Genomic DNA, 20,642 nt, shown 5'->3' with positions numbered 1-20,642 from the left:
GCGCCTGGCGCGAGGCGCTGGCGGCGGCCCGGGCCGCGCGGGCCGAGCCGCGGCTGGGCCCGGTCGCGCAGTGGGATGCCATCGGCGCGTACCGGCTGCTGACCGGCCTGCCGGCCGACCGGTCCGATGAAACGATTCGCCCGCTGCTCTCCCCCGCCCACGCCGAACTGGCGCGCACCGCCGAGGCGTTCCTGGACTGCGCGGGCCAGGCGAGCCGCACGGCCCAGGCCCTCGGCATCCACCGCCAGACGCTCTACTACCGCCTGGGCCGGGTCGAGAAGCTCACCGGCCTGGACCTGGACGAGGGCGCCGACCGCCTGCTGCTGCACATGGCGCTGAAGTCGGCGCGGCTGTGAGCCGGTTGCTGCGCGGCGACGTACCGGGTCAGCCCAGCTGGGCCTTGACGTGCTCGAGAACCTCGTTGAACTCCTTCGTCGGGGAGAAATCCAGGTATTCACAGTCCTCAAGTGCCGCCGGGGCGTGCCCGGGCGCCCAGTAGAACGCCTGCCCCGCTTCGTATATGTCGTCGCCGTGCTCGGTCTGCATCTTCAAGCGCCCCTTGAACAGATATCCCCAGTGGGGGCACTGGCACAGATCCCCGGGCAGTCCCTTGAGGGCCGGCGCCATGTCCGTACCCTTGGGGAACTTCACGAACGCGACGGCCAAGTCTCCGCCGACCTCCTGCCTGCGCAGCTCCACACCATTGCCCTCGATCACGACAGGGGCGTCGTTCCGCGTCGTTGCCGCCATGACTCCTCCCTCTCCGGTCCGCTGCGGGACCTGGGAAACCCCGTTTCCTCCAGCATGTGCCCGGGGGTGGCGGGGCGCGACATATGGGGCGGCGGCCCACCGTCCCCTTCCGTAACACCCGGAAACTTTCCCGTCATCGCGCGAGCCGGCGCAGGTAACACGCCGTTCCTAAGGTCCCGCCATGGACACAGGGCTGCACCCCCGGGCGGACACCGCGCCCGCCCCGCCGCGCGCCGGCCGGGCGGCCACCGACGACGCGGCGAAGGAGACGCTGGAGGACTACACCCTCCGCTTCGCGCCGCGCAGTTACCGCCGGTGGACGCCGATGGTCGTGGCGACCACCGCGCTGGGCGGCATCGCCTACCTGGCCGACTTCTCCATCGGCGCGGGCATCGGCCTCGCGCACGGCACCGGGAACGCGCTGGCCGCGATCCTGGTCGCGGCCGCCGTCATCTTCGTGACCGGCTTCCCACTCGCGTACTACGGAGCGCGCTACAACATCGACCTGGACCTGATCACCCGCGGCTCCGGCTTCGGGTACTACGGCTCGGTGCTGACCAGCGTCATCTTCGCCAGCTTCACCTTCATCTTCTTCGCCACCGAGGGCTCGATCATGGCGCAGGGGCTGAAGCTCGGCCTCGGCCTGCCGCTGTGGCTGGGGTACCTGGTCTCCACCTTCCTGGTGATCCCACTGGTCGTGTACGGCATGAAGGCGCTCAGCAAGCTCCAGGTGTGGACGACGCCCGTCTGGCTGCTGCTGATGGTCGGCCCGCTGGCCTACCTGGTCGCCACCGACCCCGGTACCGTGCGGCACTTCCTGGCGTACCCGGGCACCGGCGGCGACGGCGGTCTGAACACCGCCTCGGTGCTGCTCGGCGCGGGCGTGTGCCTGTCGCTGATCGCGCAGATCGGCGAGCAGATCGACTATCTGCGCTTCATGCCGCCGAAGACCCGGGAGAACCGGCGCAGTTGGTGGACCGCCGTGATCATGGCGGGCCCCGGCTGGGTGGTGCTCGGCGCGCTGAAGCAGGCCGCCGGCATCTTCCTCGCGGTCTACGCGCTCGCCGAGGTCGCCCCGGCGGCCGCCGCCGAGCCGATCCAGCAGTTCAAGGGCGCCTTCGACGCGATGCTGCCGCCCTGGCTCGTGCTCCCCCTCGCCGTGGTGCTCGTCGTGATCAGCCAGATCAAGATCAACGTGACCAACGCCTACTCCGGCTCGCTGGCCTGGACGAACTCCTTCACCCGGGTCACCAGGCGCTACCCCGGCCGGATGGTCTTCGTGCTCGCCAACCTCGGCATCGCGCTGGTCCTGATGGAGGCCGACATGTTCAGCTTCCTCAACGCCGTACTGGGCTTCTACTCGAACTGCGCCATCGCCTGGATCGTCACGGTCGCCACCGACATCATGATCAACAAGTATCTGCTGAAGCTCTCCCCGCACGCCCCCGAGTTCCGCCGGGGCATGCTGTACGCGGTCAACCCCGTCGGCGTGGTCGCCTTCACCGCCGCCTCCGGCCTGTCGATCGCGATGTACTTCCACGCGCTCGGCGACACCCTCCAGCCGTACTCCCCGGTCGCCGCCGCCGTCCTCGCCTTCGTCCTCACCCCGCTGATGGCCGTGGTCACCAAGGGCCGGTACTACCTGCGGCGGACCGAGGACGGGATCGCCGAACCCCCGCTGGACGCGGACGGCAACCCGAGCGCGCGCACGTACACCTGCCACGTCTGCCGGCAGGAGTTCGAGCGCCCCGACGTGGCCGCCTGCCCGGCCCACGACGCCGTGGTCTGCTCCCTGTGCCTGAGCACCGACCGCACCGGCGCGCACGTCCTGCCCGCGGCGCTCGCGGGCGCCTGACCCCACCGCGTACCCAGAGGCGTACACGGACACCTACCCGGACGCGTCCGCAGAAAGGCGACGCCTGCCCGTGCTGAACCGGGCAGGCGTCGCGTGGTCGTGCGGCGAGCGGAGTACCGCCCCCGTGGGTCACCAGATGTGCCCCGTGTCCTCCTCGCCGGTCTCCTTGGTCTCCTTGCGTCCGGCCCGGCCCGTGGGACCGGTCCGGCCCTTGCCGGTGTCCGGGTGCAGGCCGTCGTCGAATTCCAGCTGCTCCCGGCGGACCTCGGTCGACACCTCCTGCTGCTCGGTGACCCGGTCGGTCTCCAGCCGGACCCGCTCGTAGGGCCGCGTCTCCTTGCGGATCACCGGCTCCTCGCGGTGCAGCGTGATGTCGTACTCGCCGTCCTCCAGGTTCACGGGGGTGCCGCGGCTGCGCCGGGCCTCCTCGTCGGAGATCGGCTCGCGGGTGAGACGGACCTCTTCGTGGCTGACCGGCACGGTCCGGCTCACGTTCTCGGTCACCACGTGCTTCCGCAGATGCGCGTGGCCGCTCTCGTGCTCCTCGACGCCGAACTCGGCGCGCTCCTCCGAGAGCGTCATCTCGGGATTCTGCTCCTTACGGGAACGCCTGTCCGCATCCGTCGGACCGCCACGCGACATGGCCATCTGCCCGGCGCCCGCGCCGGCCATCGGCCGGTCGGCCTCGGGGCGGGTGTGCTGCCCGGTCATCCCGGCCGCACCCGCGGTGCCCATGCCGCCGGCGGCGGCAGCGGTACCCATACCTCCGGCCTGCCCCGTGCCCGTGTCGCGGCCCATGCCGCCCCGGCCCGATCGGGTCAGACCGTAGTGCCGGTACAGGCGCTCCTCCTCCGACGGTTCGAGATGACCGTCGGCGTCCATCCGCGGAGCGTCCTTGATCTGGTCCTTGGTGTGCGGAACACGTATCGCGTCGTCCACCCGCGTGCAGCCGGCCAGCGGGACGAAGGTCTCCTTCGTACCGAACAGCCCGGTGCGCACCGTGATCCACTCCGGCTCGTTGGTGGCGTCGTCCCGGTAGACCTGCTGGACAGTGCCGACCTTCGCGCCGTCGGCGTCGATCACGTTCAGCCCGGCCAGGTCATGAGGGGTGTCACCCAGAGGTGCATTCATGGCTGTCTCTCCTTTCGCGCGCGCCTGCAGGAGAGGCACGCACCACTCCCATTGCGCACCCCATGGGGCCGCGCAGCGAGTCGGGAGCACACCGGCCGGGCTCCGGCTACCGGTCCGCACCGGTCCCGAAGCCGCTCGTGAGGGCGGAGCGCGGCACCGTCCGGTGCGGCGCCCCACCCCCCGGTACTACTCCATTCGAGTGACGGCCCGTGCCGGGGTTCAGCTCCCGCTGCCGTAGGGGCGGGTGATCAGCTCCATGTAGTGGCCGTCCGGGTCGGCGAAGTACACGCCGCGGCCGCCGTCGTTGGTGTTGATCTCGCCGGGGCGGGAGCGGTGCGGGTCGGCCCAGTACGTCAGTCCCAGCTCCTTGATCCGCTCGAAGCCGCGGGTGAACTCGTCCTCGCCGACCAGGAACGCGTAGTGCTGCGGCGTGATCTCGTCGTTGTCCTGCGCGAAGTCGAGGGTGACCCCGTTGTCCATCACCACGGGGAGGAAGGGCCCGAACTCGGGCTGCACCTGTAGTCCGAGGATGTCCGCGAGGAACTCCGCCGACCGCTTCCGGTCGCTGGCGTGCACGATCGTGTGGTTCAGCTCAACTGCCATGAAAATGCCTCCCGTTCGATGGTTCGATCCTAGGAGGCGGGAGGTGCGTGGCCTATCGGCCGTAGGTCTTACGCCGGGGGCCGGAGGGGGGGTCCGCCCGGGCCCGTTTCCTGGCAGGGGCCCCCTCCCGTTTCCTGTTTCCTGGCAGGGCCCCTCCCTCTCCCCAACCAGCGGGAAAGGCCGTCCCCCGCCCCCCACCCCCGTGGCAAGACCCCCTCCCCCGCCTCCACCACGCATACCGCGAAGGTAGCGCGCCCCGGCGTCACGCGGGGCCCCTGTGGATAACCTCCGCACGACACAGCGAAGGGCCCGGACGACACTGTCGTCCGGGCCCTTCCACGCGTCGTGCGGATCAGCCCGCTCAGTCGGTGAGGTTCACCGTGCGCGCGGAGGTGGCGCCGATCTCCTCGGCGATCTCCGTGAGCACCGGGGCCGCGATCGTGTCGTCGACGGTCAGCGCGACCAGCGCCTCGCCGCCCACGTCGGCGCGGGAGACCTGCATGCCGGCGATGTTGATGCCCGCCTCGCCCAGGATGCGGCCGACCGTGCCCACGACGCCGGGGCGGTCGCTGTAGCGCAGGAACGCCATGTGGTCGGCGAGCGCCAGGTCGATGCTGTGGTCGTTGACGGCCACGATCTTCTGCTGGTGCTTGTGGCCGGCCAGCGTGCCGGAGACCGAGATCTCCTCGCCGCCGGAGAGGGTGCCGCGCACGGTCACCACGTTCCGGTGCTCGGGCGACTCGCTGCTCGTGGTCAGCCGTACCTCGACGCCGCGCTCCTGCGCGAACAGCGGGGCGTTGACGTACGAGACGGTCTCGTCGACGACGTCCTCGAAGACGCCCTTGAGCGCGGAGAGCTCCAGCACCTTCACGTCGTGCTGGGTGATCTCGCCGTACACCTCGACGTCGAGGCGGACCGCGACCTCGCCCGAGAGCGCGGTGAAGATCCGGCCGAGCTTCTCGGCCAGCGGCAGACCGGGCTTCACGTCCTCGGCGATCACGCCGCCCTGGACGTTGACCGCGTCCGGGACCAGCTCGCCGGCGAGCGCCAGGCGCACCGAGCGGGCCACCGCGATGCCGGCCTTCTCCTGCGCCTCACCGGTCGAGGCGCCCAGGTGCGGGGTGCACACGACCTGGTCGAACTCGAAGAGCGGGGAGTCGGTGCAGGGCTCGGAGGCGTAGACGTCCAGGCCGGCGCCGGCGACCCGGCCCTCCTTGAGGGCGGAGGCGAGCGCTGCCTCGTCGACGATCCCGCCGCGGGCGGCGTTGACGATCCGGACGGACGGCTTGACCTTGTGCAGCGCGTCGTCGCCGATCAGGCCGACGGTCTCCGGGGTCTTGGGGAGGTGCACGGTGATGAAGTCCGAGACCTGGAGCAGCTCGTCCAGGGAGAGCAGCTTGACGCCCATCTGGGCGGCCCGGGCCGGCTGGACGTACGGGTCGTACGCGACGACCTTCATGCCGAAGGCGGACATCCGCTGGGCGACCAGGACGCCGATGCGGCCGAGGCCGACCACGCCGAGGGTCTTCTCCGCCAGCTCGACGCCGGTGTACTTGCTGCGCTTCCACTCGCCGTTCTTCAGGGCGGTGTTCGCCTGCGGGATGTTGCGCGCGGTGGCGACCAGCAGGCCGCAGGCCAGCTCGGCGGCGGTGACGATGTTGGACGTCGGCGCGTTCACGACCATCACGCCGGCCTTGGTGGCGGCGGAGACGTCGACGTTGTCCAGGCCCACGCCCGCGCGGGCGACGACCTTGAGCTTCTTGGCGGCGGCGATGGCCTCGGCGTCGACCTTGGTCGCGCTGCGCACGAGGATCGCGTCGACGTCGGCGATGGCGGGGATCAGCTCGGCGCGGTCGGCGCCGTTGCAGCTGCGGATCTCGAAGTCGGGGCCGAGCGCGTCAACGGTGGCGGGCGACAGCTCTTCGGCGATCAGTACGACCGGTTTGCTGGCAGGGGCAGTGCTCACGTGGTCTTCAGTCCTCACTAATCCTTCGCGGACGACCGTCCCGACGGCCGAAGGCGGTGAAGGGGGCAGCCGCGTGGAAGACGCACGACGTTGTGAGCCTGACGCGCTTGTGGTCAGCAGTGTAGTGGCGTTTCGGGGCGCGTTCTTCGCCGGAGCGGAAGGATCACCCGTGCGTGGTTCTACGCAGTGGACAAGGCAGCGGCCGAAGGGGCCGTGCCGATGCGGCACGGCCCCTTCGGCCCGAGGCTTACGCCTCCTCGTCCACCCAGCTCATCAGGCCACGCAGCTTCTTGCCGGTGGTCTCCAGGAGGTGGTCGGCGTCGGCCTTCTTGTACTCGTTGTACTTCGGCAGACCGGCCTCGTACTCCGCCATCCAGTTGTTGGCGAAGGTGCCGTCCTGGATCTCGGCGAGGACCTTCTTCATCTCGGCCTTGGTGCCCTCGTTCACGATCCGCGGGCCGGTGACGTAGTCGCCCCACTCGGCGGTCTCGGAGATCGACCAGCGCATCTTCTCCAGGCCGCCCTCGTACATGAGGTCCACGATCAGCTTGAGCTCGTGGAGGCACTCGAAGTACGCGATCTCCGGCTGGTAGCCGGCCTCGACCAGGGTCTCGAAACCGGCCTTGACCAGGGCGGCGGTGCCGCCGCAGAGCACGGCCTGCTCGCCGAACAGGTCGGTCTCGGTCTCCTCGGTGAAGGTCGTCTTGATGACGCCCGCACGGGTGCCGCCGATGCCCTTGGCGTAGGACAGGGCCAGCGCGAAGGCGTTGCCCGAGGCGTCCTGCTCGACCGCCGCGATGCACGGCACGCCGCGGCCTTCCTCGTACTGACGGCGCACCAGGTGGCCCGGGCCCTTGGGGGCGACCATGCACACGTCGACGTTGGACGGGGGCTTGATGAAGCCGTAGCGGATGTTCAGGCCGTGGCCGAAGAACAGGGCGTCGCCGTCCTTGAGGTTGTCCTTGACGGACTCCTCGTAGACCTTCGCCTGGATCGGGTCCGGCACCAGGATCATGATGACGTCGGCCTCGGCCGCCGCCTCGGCGGGGGTGACCACGCGCAGGCCCTGCTCCTCGGCCTTCGCCTTGGACTTGGAGCCCTCGTGCAGGCCGACGCGCACGTCGACGCCCGAGTCGCGCAGCGACAGCGCGTGGGCGTGGCCCTGGCTGCCGTAGCCGAGAACCGCGACCTTACGGCCCTGGATGATGGACAGGTCGGCGTCGTCGTCGTAGAACAGCTCGGCCACTTCGGGTATCTCCTTGGTACTAGCTGGTGCCCACAGACTATGCCGGGGCTGGGGGGTGAAAGCTCAGGGTCTCGCCATGCGGGCAGCGGCCGCGGGCGAGGGGGTGGGTTCCGGCCGCGGTGGGGTCCCGCGGCCGGCGTACGCGGGTCAGGCGGAACGGTCCAGGGCCCGCAGCGAGCGGTCCGTGATGGACCGGGCGCCGCGCCCTATGGCGATCGTGCCGGACTGCACGAGCTCCTTGATGCCGAACGGTTCCAGCATCTTGAGCATGGCTTCCAGCTTGTCGGCGCCGCCGGTGGCTTCGATGGTGACGGCCTCCGGCGAGACGTCCACGGTCTTGGCGCGGAACAGCTGGACGATCTCGACGATCTGGGAGCGCGTCTCGTTGTCCGCGCGGACCTTCACGAGGACGAGTTCGCGCTGGATGGCCGAGGACGGTTCCAGTTCGACGATCTTCAGGACGTTGACCAGCTTGTTCAGCTGCTTGGTGACCTGCTCCAGCGGGAGCGACTCGACATTCACGACAATGGTGATGCGTGAGATGTCGGGGTGCTCCGTGACACCGACGGCGAGTGAGTCGATGTTGAAGCCGCGGCGGGAGAACAGCGCGGCGATCCTGGCCAGGATACCCGGCGTGTTCTCCACCAGGACGGAGAGCGTGTGCTTGGTCATGTGCTCGGTCTCTTCTCTTCTGTCCTGGCCGGTCAGTCGTCTTCGTTGTCGCCGAAGTCGGGGCGCACCCCGCGGGCGGCCATGACCTCGTCGTTGGAGGTGCCGGCGGCGACCATGGGCCAGACCTGGGCGTCCTCGTGCACGATGAAGTCGACGACGACGGGGCGGTCGTTGATGGCGTTGGCCTTGGCGATCACGGCGTCGAGCTCGGCGGGGTCCTCGCAGCGCATCGCCACGCAGCCCATGGCCTCGGCCAGCTTCACGAAGTCCGGGCAGCGGGTGCCGAGGTTCGGCGTGTCGGCCGCCTCCGGGCCGGAGTGCAGCACGGTGTTGCTGTACCGCTGGTTGTAGAACAGCGTCTGCCACTGGCGGACCATGCCCAGCGCGCCGTTGTTGATGATCGCGACCTTGATCGGGATGTTGTTGAGCGCGCAGGTGACCAGTTCCTGGTTGGTCATCTGGAAGCAGCCGTCGCCGTCGATCGCCCACACGGGGCGGTCGGGCCGGCCGGCCTTGGCGCCCATCGCGGCCGGGACCGCGTAGCCCATCGTTCCGGCGCCGCCGGAGTTCAGCCAGGTCGCGGGCCGCTCGTAGTCGATGAAGTGGGCGGCCCACATCTGGTGCTGGCCCACGCCCGCCGCGTAGATGGTGTCTTCAGGGGCGAGCTGCCCGATGCGCTGGATGACCTGCTGCGGGGAGAGGGTGCCGTCCTCGGGCAGGTCGTATCCGAGCGGGTAGTTCTCGCGCCAGCGGTTCAGGTCCTTCCACCAGGCGGCGTAGTCGCCGGTGCGGCCGGCCTCGTGCTCGGCCTGGACGGCCACGATGAGGTCGGCGATGACCTCGCGGGCGTCGCCGACGATCGGCACGTCGGCCGTCCGGTTCTTGCCGATCTCGGCCGGGTCGATGTCCGCGTGCACGATCTTGGCGTACGGGGCGAAGCTGTCCAGCTTGCCGGTGACGCGGTCGTCGAAGCGGGCGCCCAGGGCGACGATCAGGTCGGCCTTCTGCAGCGAGGTGACCGCGGCGACCGAGCCGTGCATGCCGGGCATGCCCACGTGCTGCGGGTGGGTGTCGGGGAAGGAGCCCAGCGCCATCAGGGTGGTGGTGACGGGGGCGCCGGTCAGCTCGGCGAGCACCTTCAGTTCGGCCGTCGCACCGGCCTTCATCACGCCGCCGCCGACGTAGAGCACCGGGCGCTTGGCCTCGGTGATCATCTTGGCGGCCTCGCGGATCTGCTTGGCGTGCGGCTTGGTCACCGGGCGGTAGCCGGGCAGGTCGGTCTGCGGCGGCCAGGAGAAGGTCGTCTTCGCCTGCATGGCGTCCTTGGCGATGTCCACCAGCACCGGGCCCGGACGGCCCGTCGAGGCGATGTGGAACGCCTCGGCGATGGTCTTGGGGATGTCGGCCGGGTCGGTCACCAGGAAGTTGTGCTTGGTGATCGGCATGGTGATGCCGCAGATGTCCGCCTCCTGGAAGGCGTCCGTGCCGATCGCCGCGGAGGCGACCTGGCCGGTGATCGCGACCATCGGGACGGAGTCCATGTGGGCGTCGGCGATCGGGGTGACCAGGTTCGTGGCGCCGGGGCCCGAGGTGGCCATGCAGACGCCGACCTTGCCGGTGGCCTGCGCGTAGCCGGTGGCGGCGTGTCCCGCGCCCTGCTCGTGGCGGACGAGGATGTGGCGGACCTTCGAGGAGTCCATCATCGGGTCGTACGCCGGGAGGATCGCACCGCCGGGAAGGCCGAATACGGTGTCGGCCCCGACCTCCTCCAGGGAACGAATGAGGGACTGCGCGCCCGTGACGTGCTCGACGGCGGAGGCGGACTGCTGAGATCCGCCGGAACGGGCCCGCGGCTGCGGATGGTGGGCCCCGGTGGCCTGCTCGGTCATCTGCGTCTCTTCTCGGAGGTGAGGGTTTTGATGTGATTTGGCGGTGCTGGTGCAACAAAAAACCCCTCGTGCCGTCAGGCAAGCGAGGGGAGCGCGTCGGTGCGGTGCGCCGGGCTACTTCATGGCCCGGCTTCAGCCGACGCGCTGTCCAAGTACGAGAATTCGGGTGCGCATGGCTCTGACCTTCCCCCCGGCGCACCTGGAGTGTCAAGTGGGTGGGACGGGGGTCTCACTATTTGAGCGCAACGGGGGATGGCTGATCGCGTCGGGGCCGGCCGGTACCTCCCCCGCGCCGAGCCGTCGCGGCAGCTCTCCCAGCCGTCCGGCGCCGCCCGGCTCCCGGGGACCGAAGGCCCGCCGGGCGGCCGGCACGGTGCTGCTCAGCACCATCTCGCGCCCCTCGGGCAGCAGGCCGGGGAGGGGGTACGCGCCGATGCCGAGCGCGCGGCGCAGCCGGTGCTCGTCCAGCGGTCCGGAGAAGGCCATGCCCTGGCCGTGCGTGCAGCCCATCGCGCGCAGCGCGCTGACCTGCTCGGGCCGGTCCACGCCGTCGGCCACGGACTGCAGCCCGAGGTCCCCGGCGATCCGCAGCAGCCCTGCGGTGATCTTGTGCAGGCGCGCGGACTCCACGACGCCGTCGACCAGGCCACGGTCCAGCCGCAGTACGTCGATGGGCAGCCGGCGCAGTGCGCTGATGGCGGCGTATCCGCTGCCGAAGCCGTCCAGCGCGATCCGTACGCCGAGTCGGCGCAGGGCCGCCAGGCGGCGCTCCAGCTCGTCCAGCGGGATCCTCGGGTCGCTGTCGGACAGTTCGAGCAGCAGCGACCCGGACGGCAGGCCGTGCCGCGCGAGTAACGTCTCGATGCTGCGGGGCGGGAGCTTGCGGTCCAGCAGCCGCCGGGCGGAGAGCCGGACGGCGACGCAGACCGCGTGGCCCGCGTGGTGCCGCCGCGCGGCCTGTTCGACCGCCTCCTCCAGCTGCCAGCGGCTCAGCTCGGCGGTGCGCTCGCCGTCCTCGAGGGCCGCCTGGCCGCGTTCGCCGACCCGCAGGAATTCGGCGGGGGTGAAGAGGATGCCCTGTGCGGAGCGCCAGCGGGCCTGGGCGGCGACCGCCGTGATCCGGCCACTGGCGAGCTCCACGACGGGCTGGTGGAGCAGCGCGAATTCGCCGTCGTGCAGCGCCGCGCGCAGCCTTGTCGCGATCTCGGAGCGGCGGACCACGTCGGCCTGCATCTGGGGTGCGTACAGCTCCACGCGGCCCTTGCCGGCCTGCTTGGCGCGGTACATCGCCAGGTCGGCGTTGCGCATCAGGCCGGCCGGGGTGACGCCGGGCTCGGCGAAGGCCACGCCGATGCTGGCCGCGACCCGGACGTCCTGGCCGTCGATGCGGTACGGCTCGGACAGCCTGATCCGCAGCCGGTCGGCGATCTCGTGGACGCGGAACTCCCGGCTCGTACGGTCGCGGCTGCCGTCGCCCATGATGAGCGCGGCGAATTCGTCGCCGCCCAGGCGCGCGGCGATGTCGCCGGCCCGTACGGATTCGGCCAGCCTGCGTGCGGCCTGAACCAGCAGTTCGTCCCCGGCCTGGTGTCCGATGGTGTCGTTGACCTGCTTGAATCCGTCCAGGTCGATGTAGAGCACGGCCGTGTCGTGGTCGGAGGAGCGGCGGCCGCTGACGGCCTGGCTGACCCGTTCGGTGAACAGGGCGCGGTTGGGCAGGTCGGTGAGCGCGTCGTGCGAGGCGTTGTGCTGGAGCTGGGCTTGCAGGCGCACCCGTTCTGTGACGTCGCGGGAGTTGAAGATCAGGCCGCCTTCGTGGCGGTTGACCGTGGATTCGACGTTCAGCCACTGCTCGCCGCCGGGGCGGCCGTCGCCGGCCCGGAAGCGGCACTCGATGCGGGTGGTGGGCTCCGCCTCGGGGTCGGCGGCCAGGAACCGCCGTACTTCGTGCACCACGCGCCCGAGATCCTCGGGGTGGATCAGGGACGCCAGCTCGGAGCCGACCAGGTCCTCGGCGTCGCGACCGTAGACGCCGGAGGCGGCGGGGCTGACGTAGCGCAGCACGCCGGTCGGCGCGGCGATCATGATGACGTCGCTGGAGCCCTGCACCAGGGAGCGGAAGTGGTTCTCTTTCTGGGCCAGTTCCTGGGTGAGGGTGATGTTGTCCAGCAGCATGATCCCCTGGCGTACGACCAGGGCGAGCACGACCGTGCAGCCGGTGAAGAGCACGACGTGGTCGATGCGGCGGCCGTCCAGGACGTTGAGCAGGATGCCCAGGGTGCAGACGGCTGCGGCGAGGTACGGGGTCAGCGCGGCCAGCGACCCGGCGATCGGGCGGCTGCCGGGGGGCACGGTCGCGCGCCGGGTGGCGCGCGTGAAGGCGTCCCCGGCGGAGTCCCCGCTCCAGCGCGCGCTGACCCAGGGGGCGTACGCCATCAGCAGGGACGCGGCGAACCAGCCCGCGTCGAGGATGTGGCCGGAGCGGTAGCGCGCGTGCAGCAGCGGCGAGGTGAACAGCGCGTCGCAGAGCACGGTCAGCGCGAGCGCGGCGATGGCGGTGTTGACCGCGGAGCGGTGCGCCGAGGAGCGCTTGAAGTGCAGCGCGAGGACCAGGCTCACCAGGACGATGTCCAGCAGCGGGTAGGCGAGCGACAGGGCGCTCTGTGCGACCGTCTGGCCCTGGATGTGGGCGGTGCGGGCGAGTGCCAGGCTCCAGGTGAGCGTGAGCAGCGAGCCGCCGATCAGCCAGGCGTCCAGCGCCAGGCAGACCCAGCCGGCCCGGGTGACCGGCCGCTTGGCCAGCACCAGCAGCCCCACGATGGCCGACGGCGCGAAGAGCAGGAAGAAGAAGTCGGCGAGCGGGGAGTCGGGGTCGGTCACGCCGAGCACGACCTCGTACCATCCCCAGATGCCGTTGCCGATGCCCGCCATCGCGGAGGAGACCGCGAACAGGAGCCAGGCGGGTCGAAAGCGGCTGTGGTGCCTGCGGGCGTACAGCACACAGGAGACCGTGGCGGCCAGGGCGGCCGCGCTGAGTCCGAAGTCACCCATGATCAGGGCGAGTTTCTCCGAGCCCCAGCCGAACATGGCTCCCGTGGCATAACCGCCGCAGACGACGGCGAGCACGATCTGGGGCAGGCTGCTCGCGGGCCGCGGCCGGGCCGGCCGGGCGAGCACCGCGCCGGAGGCGGTCACCGGGCTCTCCCCCGCGCGGCCCACCGGCGTGGTCGTGGCGGGCACGGCCCGCGCTGCGTCCGTATGGTGGTGGGAACGCGCGGAACGCGCGTGTGCTCAGCGGTCCTCGTCTCGGTGGTGCATCGGCCGTACATCGCCCGTCGCCCCCCTCGGTTCCGGTCGTTCGCTGCGCGCCGCCACGTCCCGGCGCGGGTCCCCGTTCGGGACGATACACCAGTTCCGTCACACAGGGACATAGTCGCTCTACGGAGCGTGACTGGCAGGCGAGTTGGTCGCACAGGACGCAGTCGTACGACTCCGTAGAGCTACGCGCAACCCGTCAGTCGGCGGTGGTGATGACGTTCCGGAGAGGCTCGCCGGCCGCGAAGAGCCGCAGTTGATCACGGAGAAGCCGCTTCGCACGGGGCAGGAAGGCAGTACTGGGGCCACCGACGTGCGGAGTGATGAGCACGCCGGGAGCGTGCCACAGGGGGTGAGTGGCAGGCAGCGGTTCCGGATCGGTTACATCGAGTGCTGCCCGGAGCCGTCCCGACTCCAGTTCGGCGAGCAGCGCCTTGGTGTCGACGACGCCCCCGCGCGCGATGTTGACAAGCAGCGCGCCGTCCTTCATGCGGGCCAGGAAATCGGCTCCGACCAGGCCACGGGTGTCTTCGGTGAGCGGCGTTGCCATGATCACGACATCGGCGTCGGGCAACAGTGCGGGCAGCTCCGCGAGTGGAAGCACGGGACCGCGCACGGTGTCACGAGCGGTGCGCGCAATGCGCGCCACCCGCGCACACTCAAAAGGCGTGAGCCGGTCCTCGATAGCACTTCCGATCGAACCGTAACCCACAATGAGGACGGACTTGTCGGCCAGCGAATCACGGAAGCCCTGTCGCCACTCCCCCGCGTCCTGGGACCGCACGAATGCGGGGATGTCGCGGAGCGCGGCGAGAATGAGCGTGAGGGTGAGCTCGGCGGTACTCGCATCGTGCAGGCCGCGCGCGTTGCACAGCTTGGCACCGGCCGGCAGCCCGGGCACGGCGGGCAGCATGTGCTCGATGCCGGCCGTGAGGGTCTGCACGACGCGGACGTTCGCCATTTCCGGGAGCGGCCGCAGGAGCTGGTCGACGGGCTTCATGTAGGGGACGGCGTAGAAGGCGCAGCGGGCGGGGTCTGCGGGGTATTCGGGGCCGGCGTCCCAGTGGACGTAGGAGAGGTCCGCGGGGAGCCCGTCGATCTCGGTGGCGGGGATGGGGAGCCAGACGTCGGTGGCGCGAGTGGTGTCTGCGGAAGCCATGGCCCGAGGCTATGCGAAGAGTGCCCGTCATCAGACGTTAGTTTGGTCAGCGCCCTTGACCGGGGCGAGGGGACGGAGGCACGACCAGGTGGAGCGCAGGACAATCGGTGCGGCGGCGCTCGAAGTGGGCGCTATCGGGCTCGGCTGCATGCCGATGAACTGGGGGTACACCGCGTCGCAGCAGAACGGGGAGGGCTCGGTACGGACCGTGCACGCCGCGCTCGACCGGGGCTGCACCCTGCTGGACACCGCCGACATGTACGGCCCTTTCACCAACGAACTGGTACTGGGCCGGGCGCTCAAGGGGCGCCGGGACCAGGCGTTCCTCTCGACCAAGGGCGGGCTGCTGGTCGGCGACCAGCACATCGTCGCCAACGGCCGCCCCGGATACGTGAAGCGGGCCTGCGACGCCTCGCTGCGCCGGCTGCAGACCGACCACATCGACCTCTACCAGCTGCACCGCTCCGACCCCGAGGTACCCGTCGAGGAGACCTGGGGGGCGATGGCGGAGCTGGTGGCCGCCGGGAAGGTGCGCGCACTGGGGCTGTGCGCCGTGGGCGCGCGGGCTCCCCGGCGCCGCGGCGCCCGTACGCACGACCTCACGCTGCACCAACTGGAGCGCGTCCAGCAGGTGTTCCCGGTCAGCAGCGTGGAGGCGGAGCTGTCGGTGTGGTCGCCGGACGCGCTGGAGGCGCTGCTGCCGTGGTGCGAGACGCGCGGCGTGGGCTTCCTCGCGGCGATGCCGCTGGGCAACGGCTATCTCACCGGCACGCTGACGCCGGGCCAGGGCTTCGAGCCGGAGGACCTGCGGGCCCGGCACCCGCGCTTCACGGCGGAGATGATGGCCGCCAACCAGCCGGTCGTGGCGGGGCTGCGCCGGGTGGGCGCGCGGCACGGCGCGACACCGGGGCAGGTCGCGCTGGCGTGGGTACTGGCGCAGGGCCGGCACGTGGTCCCGATACCGGGCACGAAGAAGGAGCGCTGGGCCACCCAGAACGCCAAGGCCGCCGCGCTCCGACTGACCCACCACGACCTCGCGGAGATCGCGTCCCTGCCACCGGCACGGGGGTCTTGGGACTGATCCGGCGCGGGGGCGTGGGACTGGCCCGGTGCACGTACGGGGCCCGGTGCACGTACGGGGCCCGGTGCACGTACGGGGCCCGCGCGCATACGGGGCGATTCGAACGCTCCGCTCCCCCCGACCGGGGGTTACCCCGGAAGCGGGTGCGGGAACCGTCGGGTGGCGGGGGGCTGCATGTGGTGTGCTGGTGGCCGCCGCCGATGAGAGGACGCCCGCCGTGCCACGCCGTACCGCGACCGCCGCGTTGACCGCCGCCGCCCTGCTCCTGGCGGCGGGCTGCTCCTCGGGGGGTTCTTCGGGCGGTCCCTCGGGCGGTGACGGTGGTACGGCGGGGACGTCCGCCGGACCCTCGCGCGGCGGCAGCGCGTCGCCCGCGCCGCACCGCACTCCCCCGGCGGCCCCCGCGAAGGGCTCGGTGAAGGTGGTCTCCACCCTCACCACCGGCCTCAAGTCCCCCTGGGGCGTGGCCCCGCTGCCCGGCGGCGACCTCCTCGTGGCGTCCCGGGACACGGGGAAGATCGTCGCGGTGGACGGCAAGAGCGGGAAGAAGACCGAGCTGGGCTCGGTGCCCGGCGTGGCCCCGGACGGCGAGGGCGGGCTGCTGGGCCTCGCGGTCTCCTCGACGTTCGGCGCCGACCACCTGGTGTACGCGTACTTCACCACCGCGTCCGACAACCGCATCGCCCGCATGCTCTACGACGACAAGCGCCCGGCCGGCGACCAACTGGGCGCCCCCGACACGGTGTTCAGGGGCATTCCCAAGGGCCGTATCCACAACGGCGGGCGCATCGCCTTCGGCCCGGACAAGATGCTGTACGCCGGCACGGGCGAGACCGGCGACGGCGAAGAGGCGCAGGACAAGGACTCGTTGGGCGGCAAGATCCTGCGGATGACGCCGGACGGCGAGCCGGCGCACGGCAATCCCTCGGCCGACTCCGTCGTCTATTCGTACGGCCACCGCAACGTCCAGGGACTGGCCTGGGACGCCGACAAGCGGCTGTGGGCGTCGGAATTCGGCCAGAACACCTGGGACGAGCTGAACCTGATCCGGCCGGGCGGCAATTACGGCTGGCCCGACGCCGAGGGGAAGAGCGGCGGGGGCTCCTCGTACGTACAGCCCGTCGAGCAGTGGCGTACCGCGGACGCCTCGCCCAGCGGGATCGCGTACGCCAAGGGGTCGGTCTGGATGGCCGGGCTGCGCGGCGAGCGGCTGTGGCGGATCCCGCTGCGGGGCACGGAGCCCGTGGCGAAGCCGCAGGCGTTCCTGGAGAGGAAGTACGGGCGGCTGCGGACGGTCGTCCCGACCGGGGACGGCGGGCTGTGGCTGGTCACCAGCGAGACGGACAAGCGGGGCACGCCGGAGAAGGGCGACGACCGCATTCTCCGGCTGAAGATCACATGATGCCCTTTTTGCCCCGCGCGTGCCTACACTGACGGCACTGACGGCAGTGGGCAGGACGCCACGCCGAGTGAGCAGGACGCCACGCAGGGGGTCGCCATGTTCAACCTCGCCGAAGAGCTCTTCGCGCCGGGCCGCAAGCACACCGAGGACGAACGGCAGAAGCTGTCCCTGGTGGTCGAGGACATCGGCGACGCCGACCCGGGCCGCGGCCCGATCGACCTCGCCTCCGGGCGGGTCGTCGTCCATCCGCCGCGCCCGGCTCCGTGACGGGGCCGCGACGGCCTGCGCGGTGAGCCGGGCCGCTCGGTCTCAGGCGGACTCCGCGTCCGGGAAGAGCCGCAGCCGGTGCGCCAGGGCGCCCGCCTCGCCGCGCCCCGAGACGCCGAGCTTCGCCAGGATGTTGGAGACGTGCACGCTCGCGGTCTTGGGCGAGATGAAGAGCGCGTCCGCTATCTGGCGGTTGCTGCGCCCCACCGCGACCAGCCGCAGCACGTCCTGCTCGCGCGGGGTGAGCCCCAGCGAGCCGGCGGTCGCGTCGGCCGTCGAGGCGGCGGTCGAAGCGGCGGGCTCTGCTGCCCGGTCCCCGGTCGGCGCGGAAAGCACGGGCGTCGACGGCGGGGGCGTCGACGGCGCGGGCATCGACGGCGTGGGCACCGGCGTGAGGCCGCCGGATCTTCGTCCGTCCGGCCCGTCCGGCAGCGTGATCCGGGCCCGCAGCGCGAGCCGGTCGATCTCCAGGGCCAGCGGGCCCGCGCCCATCCACCGCGCCGCGGCCCGCGCCTCGGCGAGCAGCACCGTCGCCGCCTCGCGCTGCTCGCGGGCCGCCGGGCCGCAGGTCAGCAGCGCCTCCGCCCAGCGGTGGCACGCCCAGGCCAGCTCGTACGGCCGCTCGACCCGGCGGAGCGCGGCGACCGCCTCGGCCCAGCGCTCCGGCGCCGGCCGCCCCTGCGCCCGGCACAGCTCCGCCTCGGTCAGCCGGCCGTACGCCTGCCACACCGGGACCGGGCGGGGCAGCCCCTTCACCACCGCCGCCAGCCGGGCGAGCAGCTCCGCCCGCCCCTCGGCCGCGGCGGGCAGCCCGCGGGCGTCCGCCTCCGCGGCGGCGGCCCGCCACAGCAGCGGCCAGCCGAAGCTGTACGTGTCGAGCGGGAACCCGGCCGCCAGCAGCGGCTCCAGCACCTCCCGGGCCGCGGCCGCGCCCTCCCGGTGGACGGCTATTTCGTAGGCGAAGCGGGTCATGGGGACCGTGTACTGGGGTTGGTTCTCGTAGCTGCCGAAGTCGCGGCGCGCTACGGCCAGTTCCTCCGCGGCCGTGCCGAAGTCGCCGCGGCGCAGCGCCAGGTCGGCGTGGCGGGAGGCGGCCAGCGCGCGGGTGCGGCTGCCCAGGGCGAGGCGCCGGCAGTCGGCGGCGGCCGCCGCGGACTCCGCCCAGCGGCCCAGTGACATCAGGCTCTCGGCGAGATTGCCGTACACCCAGCTGCGGGAGTCCTTCAGGCCGAAGTGGTCGGTCATGGCAAGCCCGCGCTCGGTCGCGGCCACCGCCTCGGCGGAGCGGCCCACCGACTCCAGGTGCGAGGGGAGGTTGGAGAAGCCGCGCGCGACGACGGCCGAGTAGCCGCGCTCCAGCGCCCGGTCCAGCGCCGCGCGGAAGCCGGCCAGGCCGCCGTCCACGTCGCCCGAGGAGACCTGCAGGCCGTACAGCGTGAGGCGGGCGTTCAGCTCGACCTCCTCCTCGCCGACCAGGCAGGCGAGCTCCACGGCCCGCTCGGCGGCGGTGAAGGAGTCGGGCCCCGGGGCGTGCAGTGCGCCCCAGGCGGCGGCCTGCGCCAGTACCGCGGCGTGCACCGGCGACGGCGGCAGCCCGCGCACCAGCTCCTGGGCCGCGCTCAGGTCGGCCCAGCCGTCGCCGCGGCCCGTGCTCTGCGCCAGCCGGGAGCGCTGGGTGAGGAACCACGCCTCGCGCAGCGGGTCGTGCTCCCTCGCGAGGGCGCGCAGTGCCCGCTTGGTGACCGTGTAGGCGCGCTCGCGGTCGCCGGAGAGCCGGGCGGCCACCGCGATCTCGGCCAGCAGGTCGAGATAGCGCAGCGCGTCGTCGTCGCAGCCGCTGGCCGGGTAGGCCTCGGCGCAGTCCACGGGGCGGACCGCGAGCCGGACGTCCTTGGGCACCTCGTCCCACAGCTCCAGGGCGCGGTCCAGCAGCCGCAGCTGCTCGGCGTGTGCGTGCCGGCGGCGGGCGGTGACCGAGGCGGTGAGCACGGCGGGCAGTGCCTTGACGGCGTCCCTGGCGTGGTACCAGTAACTCGCCAGGCGCGCGGCGCACGCCTCGGCGCGCACCAGGCCCGGATCGGCCTCCAGCGCTTCTGCGTACCGGCGGTTGAGGCGGGTGCGCTCCCCGGGGAGCAGGTCGTCCTGGACGGCCTCGCGCACCAGGGCGTGCCGGAAGCGGTAGCCCGTGCCGTCGCTGGTGGGCACGAGGGTGTTACTGCCGACGGCGACCCGCAGCGCCTCGATGAGGTCGTCCTCCGGCAGGCCCGCGACGGCCGCGAGGAGGTCGTGCTCGACGGTGGAGCCGCCCTCGGCGGCCATCCGGATGACCCGCTGGGTGTGCTCCGGCAGCGCCTCGACGCGGACGAGGAGGAGGTCGCGCAGCGAGTCGCTGAGGCCGGGGAGCGTGCCGTCGTGGATGCTGCAGGCCAGCTCCTCGACGAAGAAGGCGTTGCCCTCGGAGCGCTCGAAGACCCGCTCGACCAGGGCCTCTTCGGGCTCGCTGCCGGTGATCCCGGCCATCTGGGAGCGGACCTCGTCGCGGGTGAACCGGGCCAGCTCGGCGCGCCGGACCGTGCGCATGCGGTCGACCTCGGCGAGGAAGGGGCGCAGCGGGTGGCGGCGGTGGATGTCGTCGGAGCGGTACGTCGCGACCAGCAGGACGCCGGCGTCGTGGAGGGTGTGCAGCAGATAGCTGAGCAGCTCGCGGGTGGAGCGGTCGGCCCAGTGCAGGTCCTCGATGAGGATGACGAGGCTGCGGCCGCGGGCGAGCCGCTCCAGCAGCCGGGCGGTCAGCTCGAAGAGGCGGGCGCGGCCGTGCTCGTCGTCGCGCGACTCGCCCGGGGCCTCGCCGAGCTCGGGCAGGATGCGGGCCAGCTCGCCCTCCTGGCCTCCGACGGCGGCGGCCAGCTCCTCGGGGAGGCGGGCGTTCAGCGTGCGCAGGATCGCGGAGAAAGGGGCGAACGGCAGGCCCTCGGAGCCGATCTCGATGCAGCCGCCGAGGGCGACGAGCGCGCCGGTGGCCCGGGCGGCCGCGGCGAACTCCTCGACGAGCCGGGTCTTGCCCACGCCCGCCTCGCCGCCGACGAGCAGCGCCTGCGGCTCGCCGGCGGCCGTGGTGCGCGCGAGCGCGTCGCCCAGCAGGCTCAACTCGCTGCCGCGGCCGACGAACACGCGACTGACGGACCTGGTCTCCACGTCGCAGAGCATCGCACAGGGGTCTGACAATCCGGCACCGAGTTTTGCGGTCACCGGGCCGCCTCCGTAAGCGGTCACCGGGCCGCCTCCGTGAGCGGTCACGGGCCCGCG

General features: G+C 71.9%; 15 protein-coding genes. 5 read left to right on the top strand and 10 right to left on the bottom strand.

Annotated elements, in window-relative coordinates:
- Nucleotides 1-356 (top strand): PucR family transcriptional regulator (locus ABT381_RS09150; protein WP_351590058.1); only part of this gene is annotated, 356 nt, incomplete at its 5' end.
- A gap of 28 nt (nt 357-384) precedes the next feature.
- On the opposite strand, the gene ABT381_RS09145 is transcribed toward ABT381_RS09150, so the two are convergent.
- Nucleotides 385-750 carry a cupin domain-containing protein gene (locus tag ABT381_RS09145; RefSeq protein WP_351590055.1) on the bottom strand — a complete coding sequence of 122 codons (366 nt, stop codon included), beginning with the start codon at nt 748-750 and terminating at the stop codon, nt 385-387.
- Between the two features lie 181 nt (nt 751-931).
- Between ABT381_RS09145 and ABT381_RS09140 the strand changes: the two genes are divergently transcribed.
- Nucleotides 932-2,605 carry a purine-cytosine permease family protein gene (locus ABT381_RS09140; RefSeq protein WP_351590052.1) on the top strand — a complete coding sequence of 558 codons (1,674 nt, stop codon included), beginning with the start codon at nt 932-934 and terminating at the stop codon, nt 2,603-2,605.
- A gap of 129 nt (nt 2,606-2,734) precedes the next feature.
- Here ABT381_RS09140 and ABT381_RS09135 read toward each other — a convergent pair whose 3' ends face one another.
- The 8 genes from ABT381_RS09135 to ABT381_RS09100 all read right to left on the bottom strand — a co-directional run bounded on the left by ABT381_RS09135 (nt 2,735) and on the right by ABT381_RS09100 (nt 14,586).
- Complete coding sequence (locus ABT381_RS09135; RefSeq protein WP_351590049.1) at nt 2,735-3,736, bottom strand: PRC and DUF2382 domain-containing protein; 1,002 nt, start codon at nt 3,734-3,736, stop codon at nt 2,735-2,737.
- A 219-nt stretch (nt 3,737-3,955) separates the two neighbouring features.
- On the bottom strand, nt 3,956-4,339 hold the full coding sequence (locus ABT381_RS09130) for a VOC family protein (protein ID WP_351590046.1): 384 nt from the start codon (nt 4,337-4,339) through the stop codon (nt 3,956-3,958).
- A gap of 361 nt (nt 4,340-4,700) precedes the next feature.
- A complete protein-coding gene (gene serA / locus ABT381_RS09125) occupies nt 4,701-6,305 on the bottom strand; it encodes a phosphoglycerate dehydrogenase (RefSeq protein ID WP_351590044.1) in 1,605 nt (534 codons plus the stop codon).
- A gap of 247 nt (nt 6,306-6,552) precedes the next feature.
- Nucleotides 6,553-7,551, bottom strand: a complete 999-nt coding sequence (ilvC, locus tag ABT381_RS09120; RefSeq protein ID WP_351590042.1) for a ketol-acid reductoisomerase — start codon at nt 7,549-7,551, stop codon at nt 6,553-6,555.
- A gap of 147 nt (nt 7,552-7,698) precedes the next feature.
- Nucleotides 7,699-8,223, bottom strand: coding sequence for an acetolactate synthase small subunit (gene ilvN, locus ABT381_RS09115; RefSeq protein ID WP_351590040.1), 525 nt, complete (start codon nt 8,221-8,223; stop codon nt 7,699-7,701).
- A 32-nt stretch (nt 8,224-8,255) separates the two neighbouring features.
- A complete protein-coding gene (locus ABT381_RS09110) occupies nt 8,256-10,112 on the bottom strand; it encodes an acetolactate synthase large subunit (RefSeq protein WP_351590038.1) in 1,857 nt (618 codons plus the stop codon).
- Nucleotides 10,113-10,319: 207 nt separating this feature from the next.
- Nucleotides 10,320-13,307: a putative bifunctional diguanylate cyclase/phosphodiesterase gene (locus tag ABT381_RS09105; RefSeq protein ID WP_467754826.1), complete on the bottom strand. Its 2,988-nt coding sequence runs from the start codon at nt 13,305-13,307 to the stop codon at nt 10,320-10,322.
- A gap of 319 nt (nt 13,308-13,626) precedes the next feature.
- Entirely contained in the window at nt 13,627-14,586 is a 960-nt protein-coding gene (locus tag ABT381_RS09100; RefSeq protein WP_351590036.1) for a 2-hydroxyacid dehydrogenase, read from the bottom strand.
- Between the two features lie 88 nt (nt 14,587-14,674).
- Between ABT381_RS09100 and ABT381_RS09095 the strand changes: the two genes are divergently transcribed.
- The 3 genes from ABT381_RS09095 to ABT381_RS09085 all read left to right on the top strand — a co-directional run bounded on the left by ABT381_RS09095 (nt 14,675) and on the right by ABT381_RS09085 (nt 17,336).
- On the top strand, nt 14,675-15,667 hold the full coding sequence (locus tag ABT381_RS09095) for an aldo/keto reductase (protein WP_351590033.1): 993 nt from the start codon (nt 14,675-14,677) through the stop codon (nt 15,665-15,667).
- Nucleotides 15,668-15,884: 217 nt separating this feature from the next.
- The gene (locus ABT381_RS09090; RefSeq protein ID WP_351590030.1) at nt 15,885-17,069 is read left to right on the top strand and encodes a PQQ-dependent sugar dehydrogenase; all 1,185 of its coding nucleotides are present in this window, start codon (nt 15,885-15,887) and stop codon (nt 17,067-17,069) included.
- Nucleotides 17,070-17,165: 96 nt separating this feature from the next.
- The gene (locus ABT381_RS09085) at nt 17,166-17,336 is read left to right on the top strand and encodes a DUF6191 domain-containing protein (protein ID WP_351590027.1); all 171 of its coding nucleotides are present in this window, start codon (nt 17,166-17,168) and stop codon (nt 17,334-17,336) included.
- A 42-nt stretch (nt 17,337-17,378) separates the two neighbouring features.
- Here the strand turns inward: ABT381_RS09085 and ABT381_RS09080 are convergent, their stop codons facing one another.
- Complete coding sequence (locus ABT381_RS09080) at nt 17,379-20,543, bottom strand: helix-turn-helix transcriptional regulator (RefSeq protein ID WP_351590024.1); 3,165 nt, start codon at nt 20,541-20,543, stop codon at nt 17,379-17,381.
- Nucleotides 20,544-20,642 lie beyond the last annotated feature (99 nt).

It is taken from the genome of Streptomyces sp. NPDC000151, from assembly GCF_040301705.1.
Classification (GTDB): Bacteria; Actinomycetota; Actinomycetes; order Streptomycetales; family Streptomycetaceae; genus Streptomyces.
Note: the sequence above shows the minus strand (reverse complement) of the source record. Positions and strands in the feature narration are given on the sequence as shown.

Coding starts and splice junctions, on each gene's coding strand:
- ABT381_RS09145 (WP_351590055.1), bottom strand. CDS start 750: ATGGCGGCAACGACGCGGAACGACGCCCCTGTCGTGATCGAGGGCAAT.
- ABT381_RS09140 (WP_351590052.1), top strand. CDS start 932: ATGGACACAGGGCTGCACCCCCGGGCGGACACCGCGCCCGCCCCGCCG.
- ABT381_RS09135 (WP_351590049.1), bottom strand. CDS start 3,736: ATGAATGCACCTCTGGGTGACACCCCTCATGACCTGGCCGGGCTGAAC.
- ABT381_RS09130 (WP_351590046.1), bottom strand. CDS start 4,339: ATGGCAGTTGAGCTGAACCACACGATCGTGCACGCCAGCGACCGGAAG.
- ilvN (WP_351590040.1), bottom strand. CDS start 8,223: ATGACCAAGCACACGCTCTCCGTCCTGGTGGAGAACACGCCGGGTATC.
- ABT381_RS09110 (WP_351590038.1), bottom strand. CDS start 10,112: ATGACCGAGCAGGCCACCGGGGCCCACCATCCGCAGCCGCGGGCCCGT.
- ABT381_RS09100 (WP_351590036.1), bottom strand. CDS start 14,586: ATGGCTTCCGCAGACACCACTCGCGCCACCGACGTCTGGCTCCCCATC.
- ABT381_RS09085 (WP_351590027.1), top strand. CDS start 17,166: ATGTTCAACCTCGCCGAAGAGCTCTTCGCGCCGGGCCGCAAGCACACC.
- ABT381_RS09080 (WP_351590024.1), bottom strand. CDS start 20,543: ATGCTCTGCGACGTGGAGACCAGGTCCGTCAGTCGCGTGTTCGTCGGC.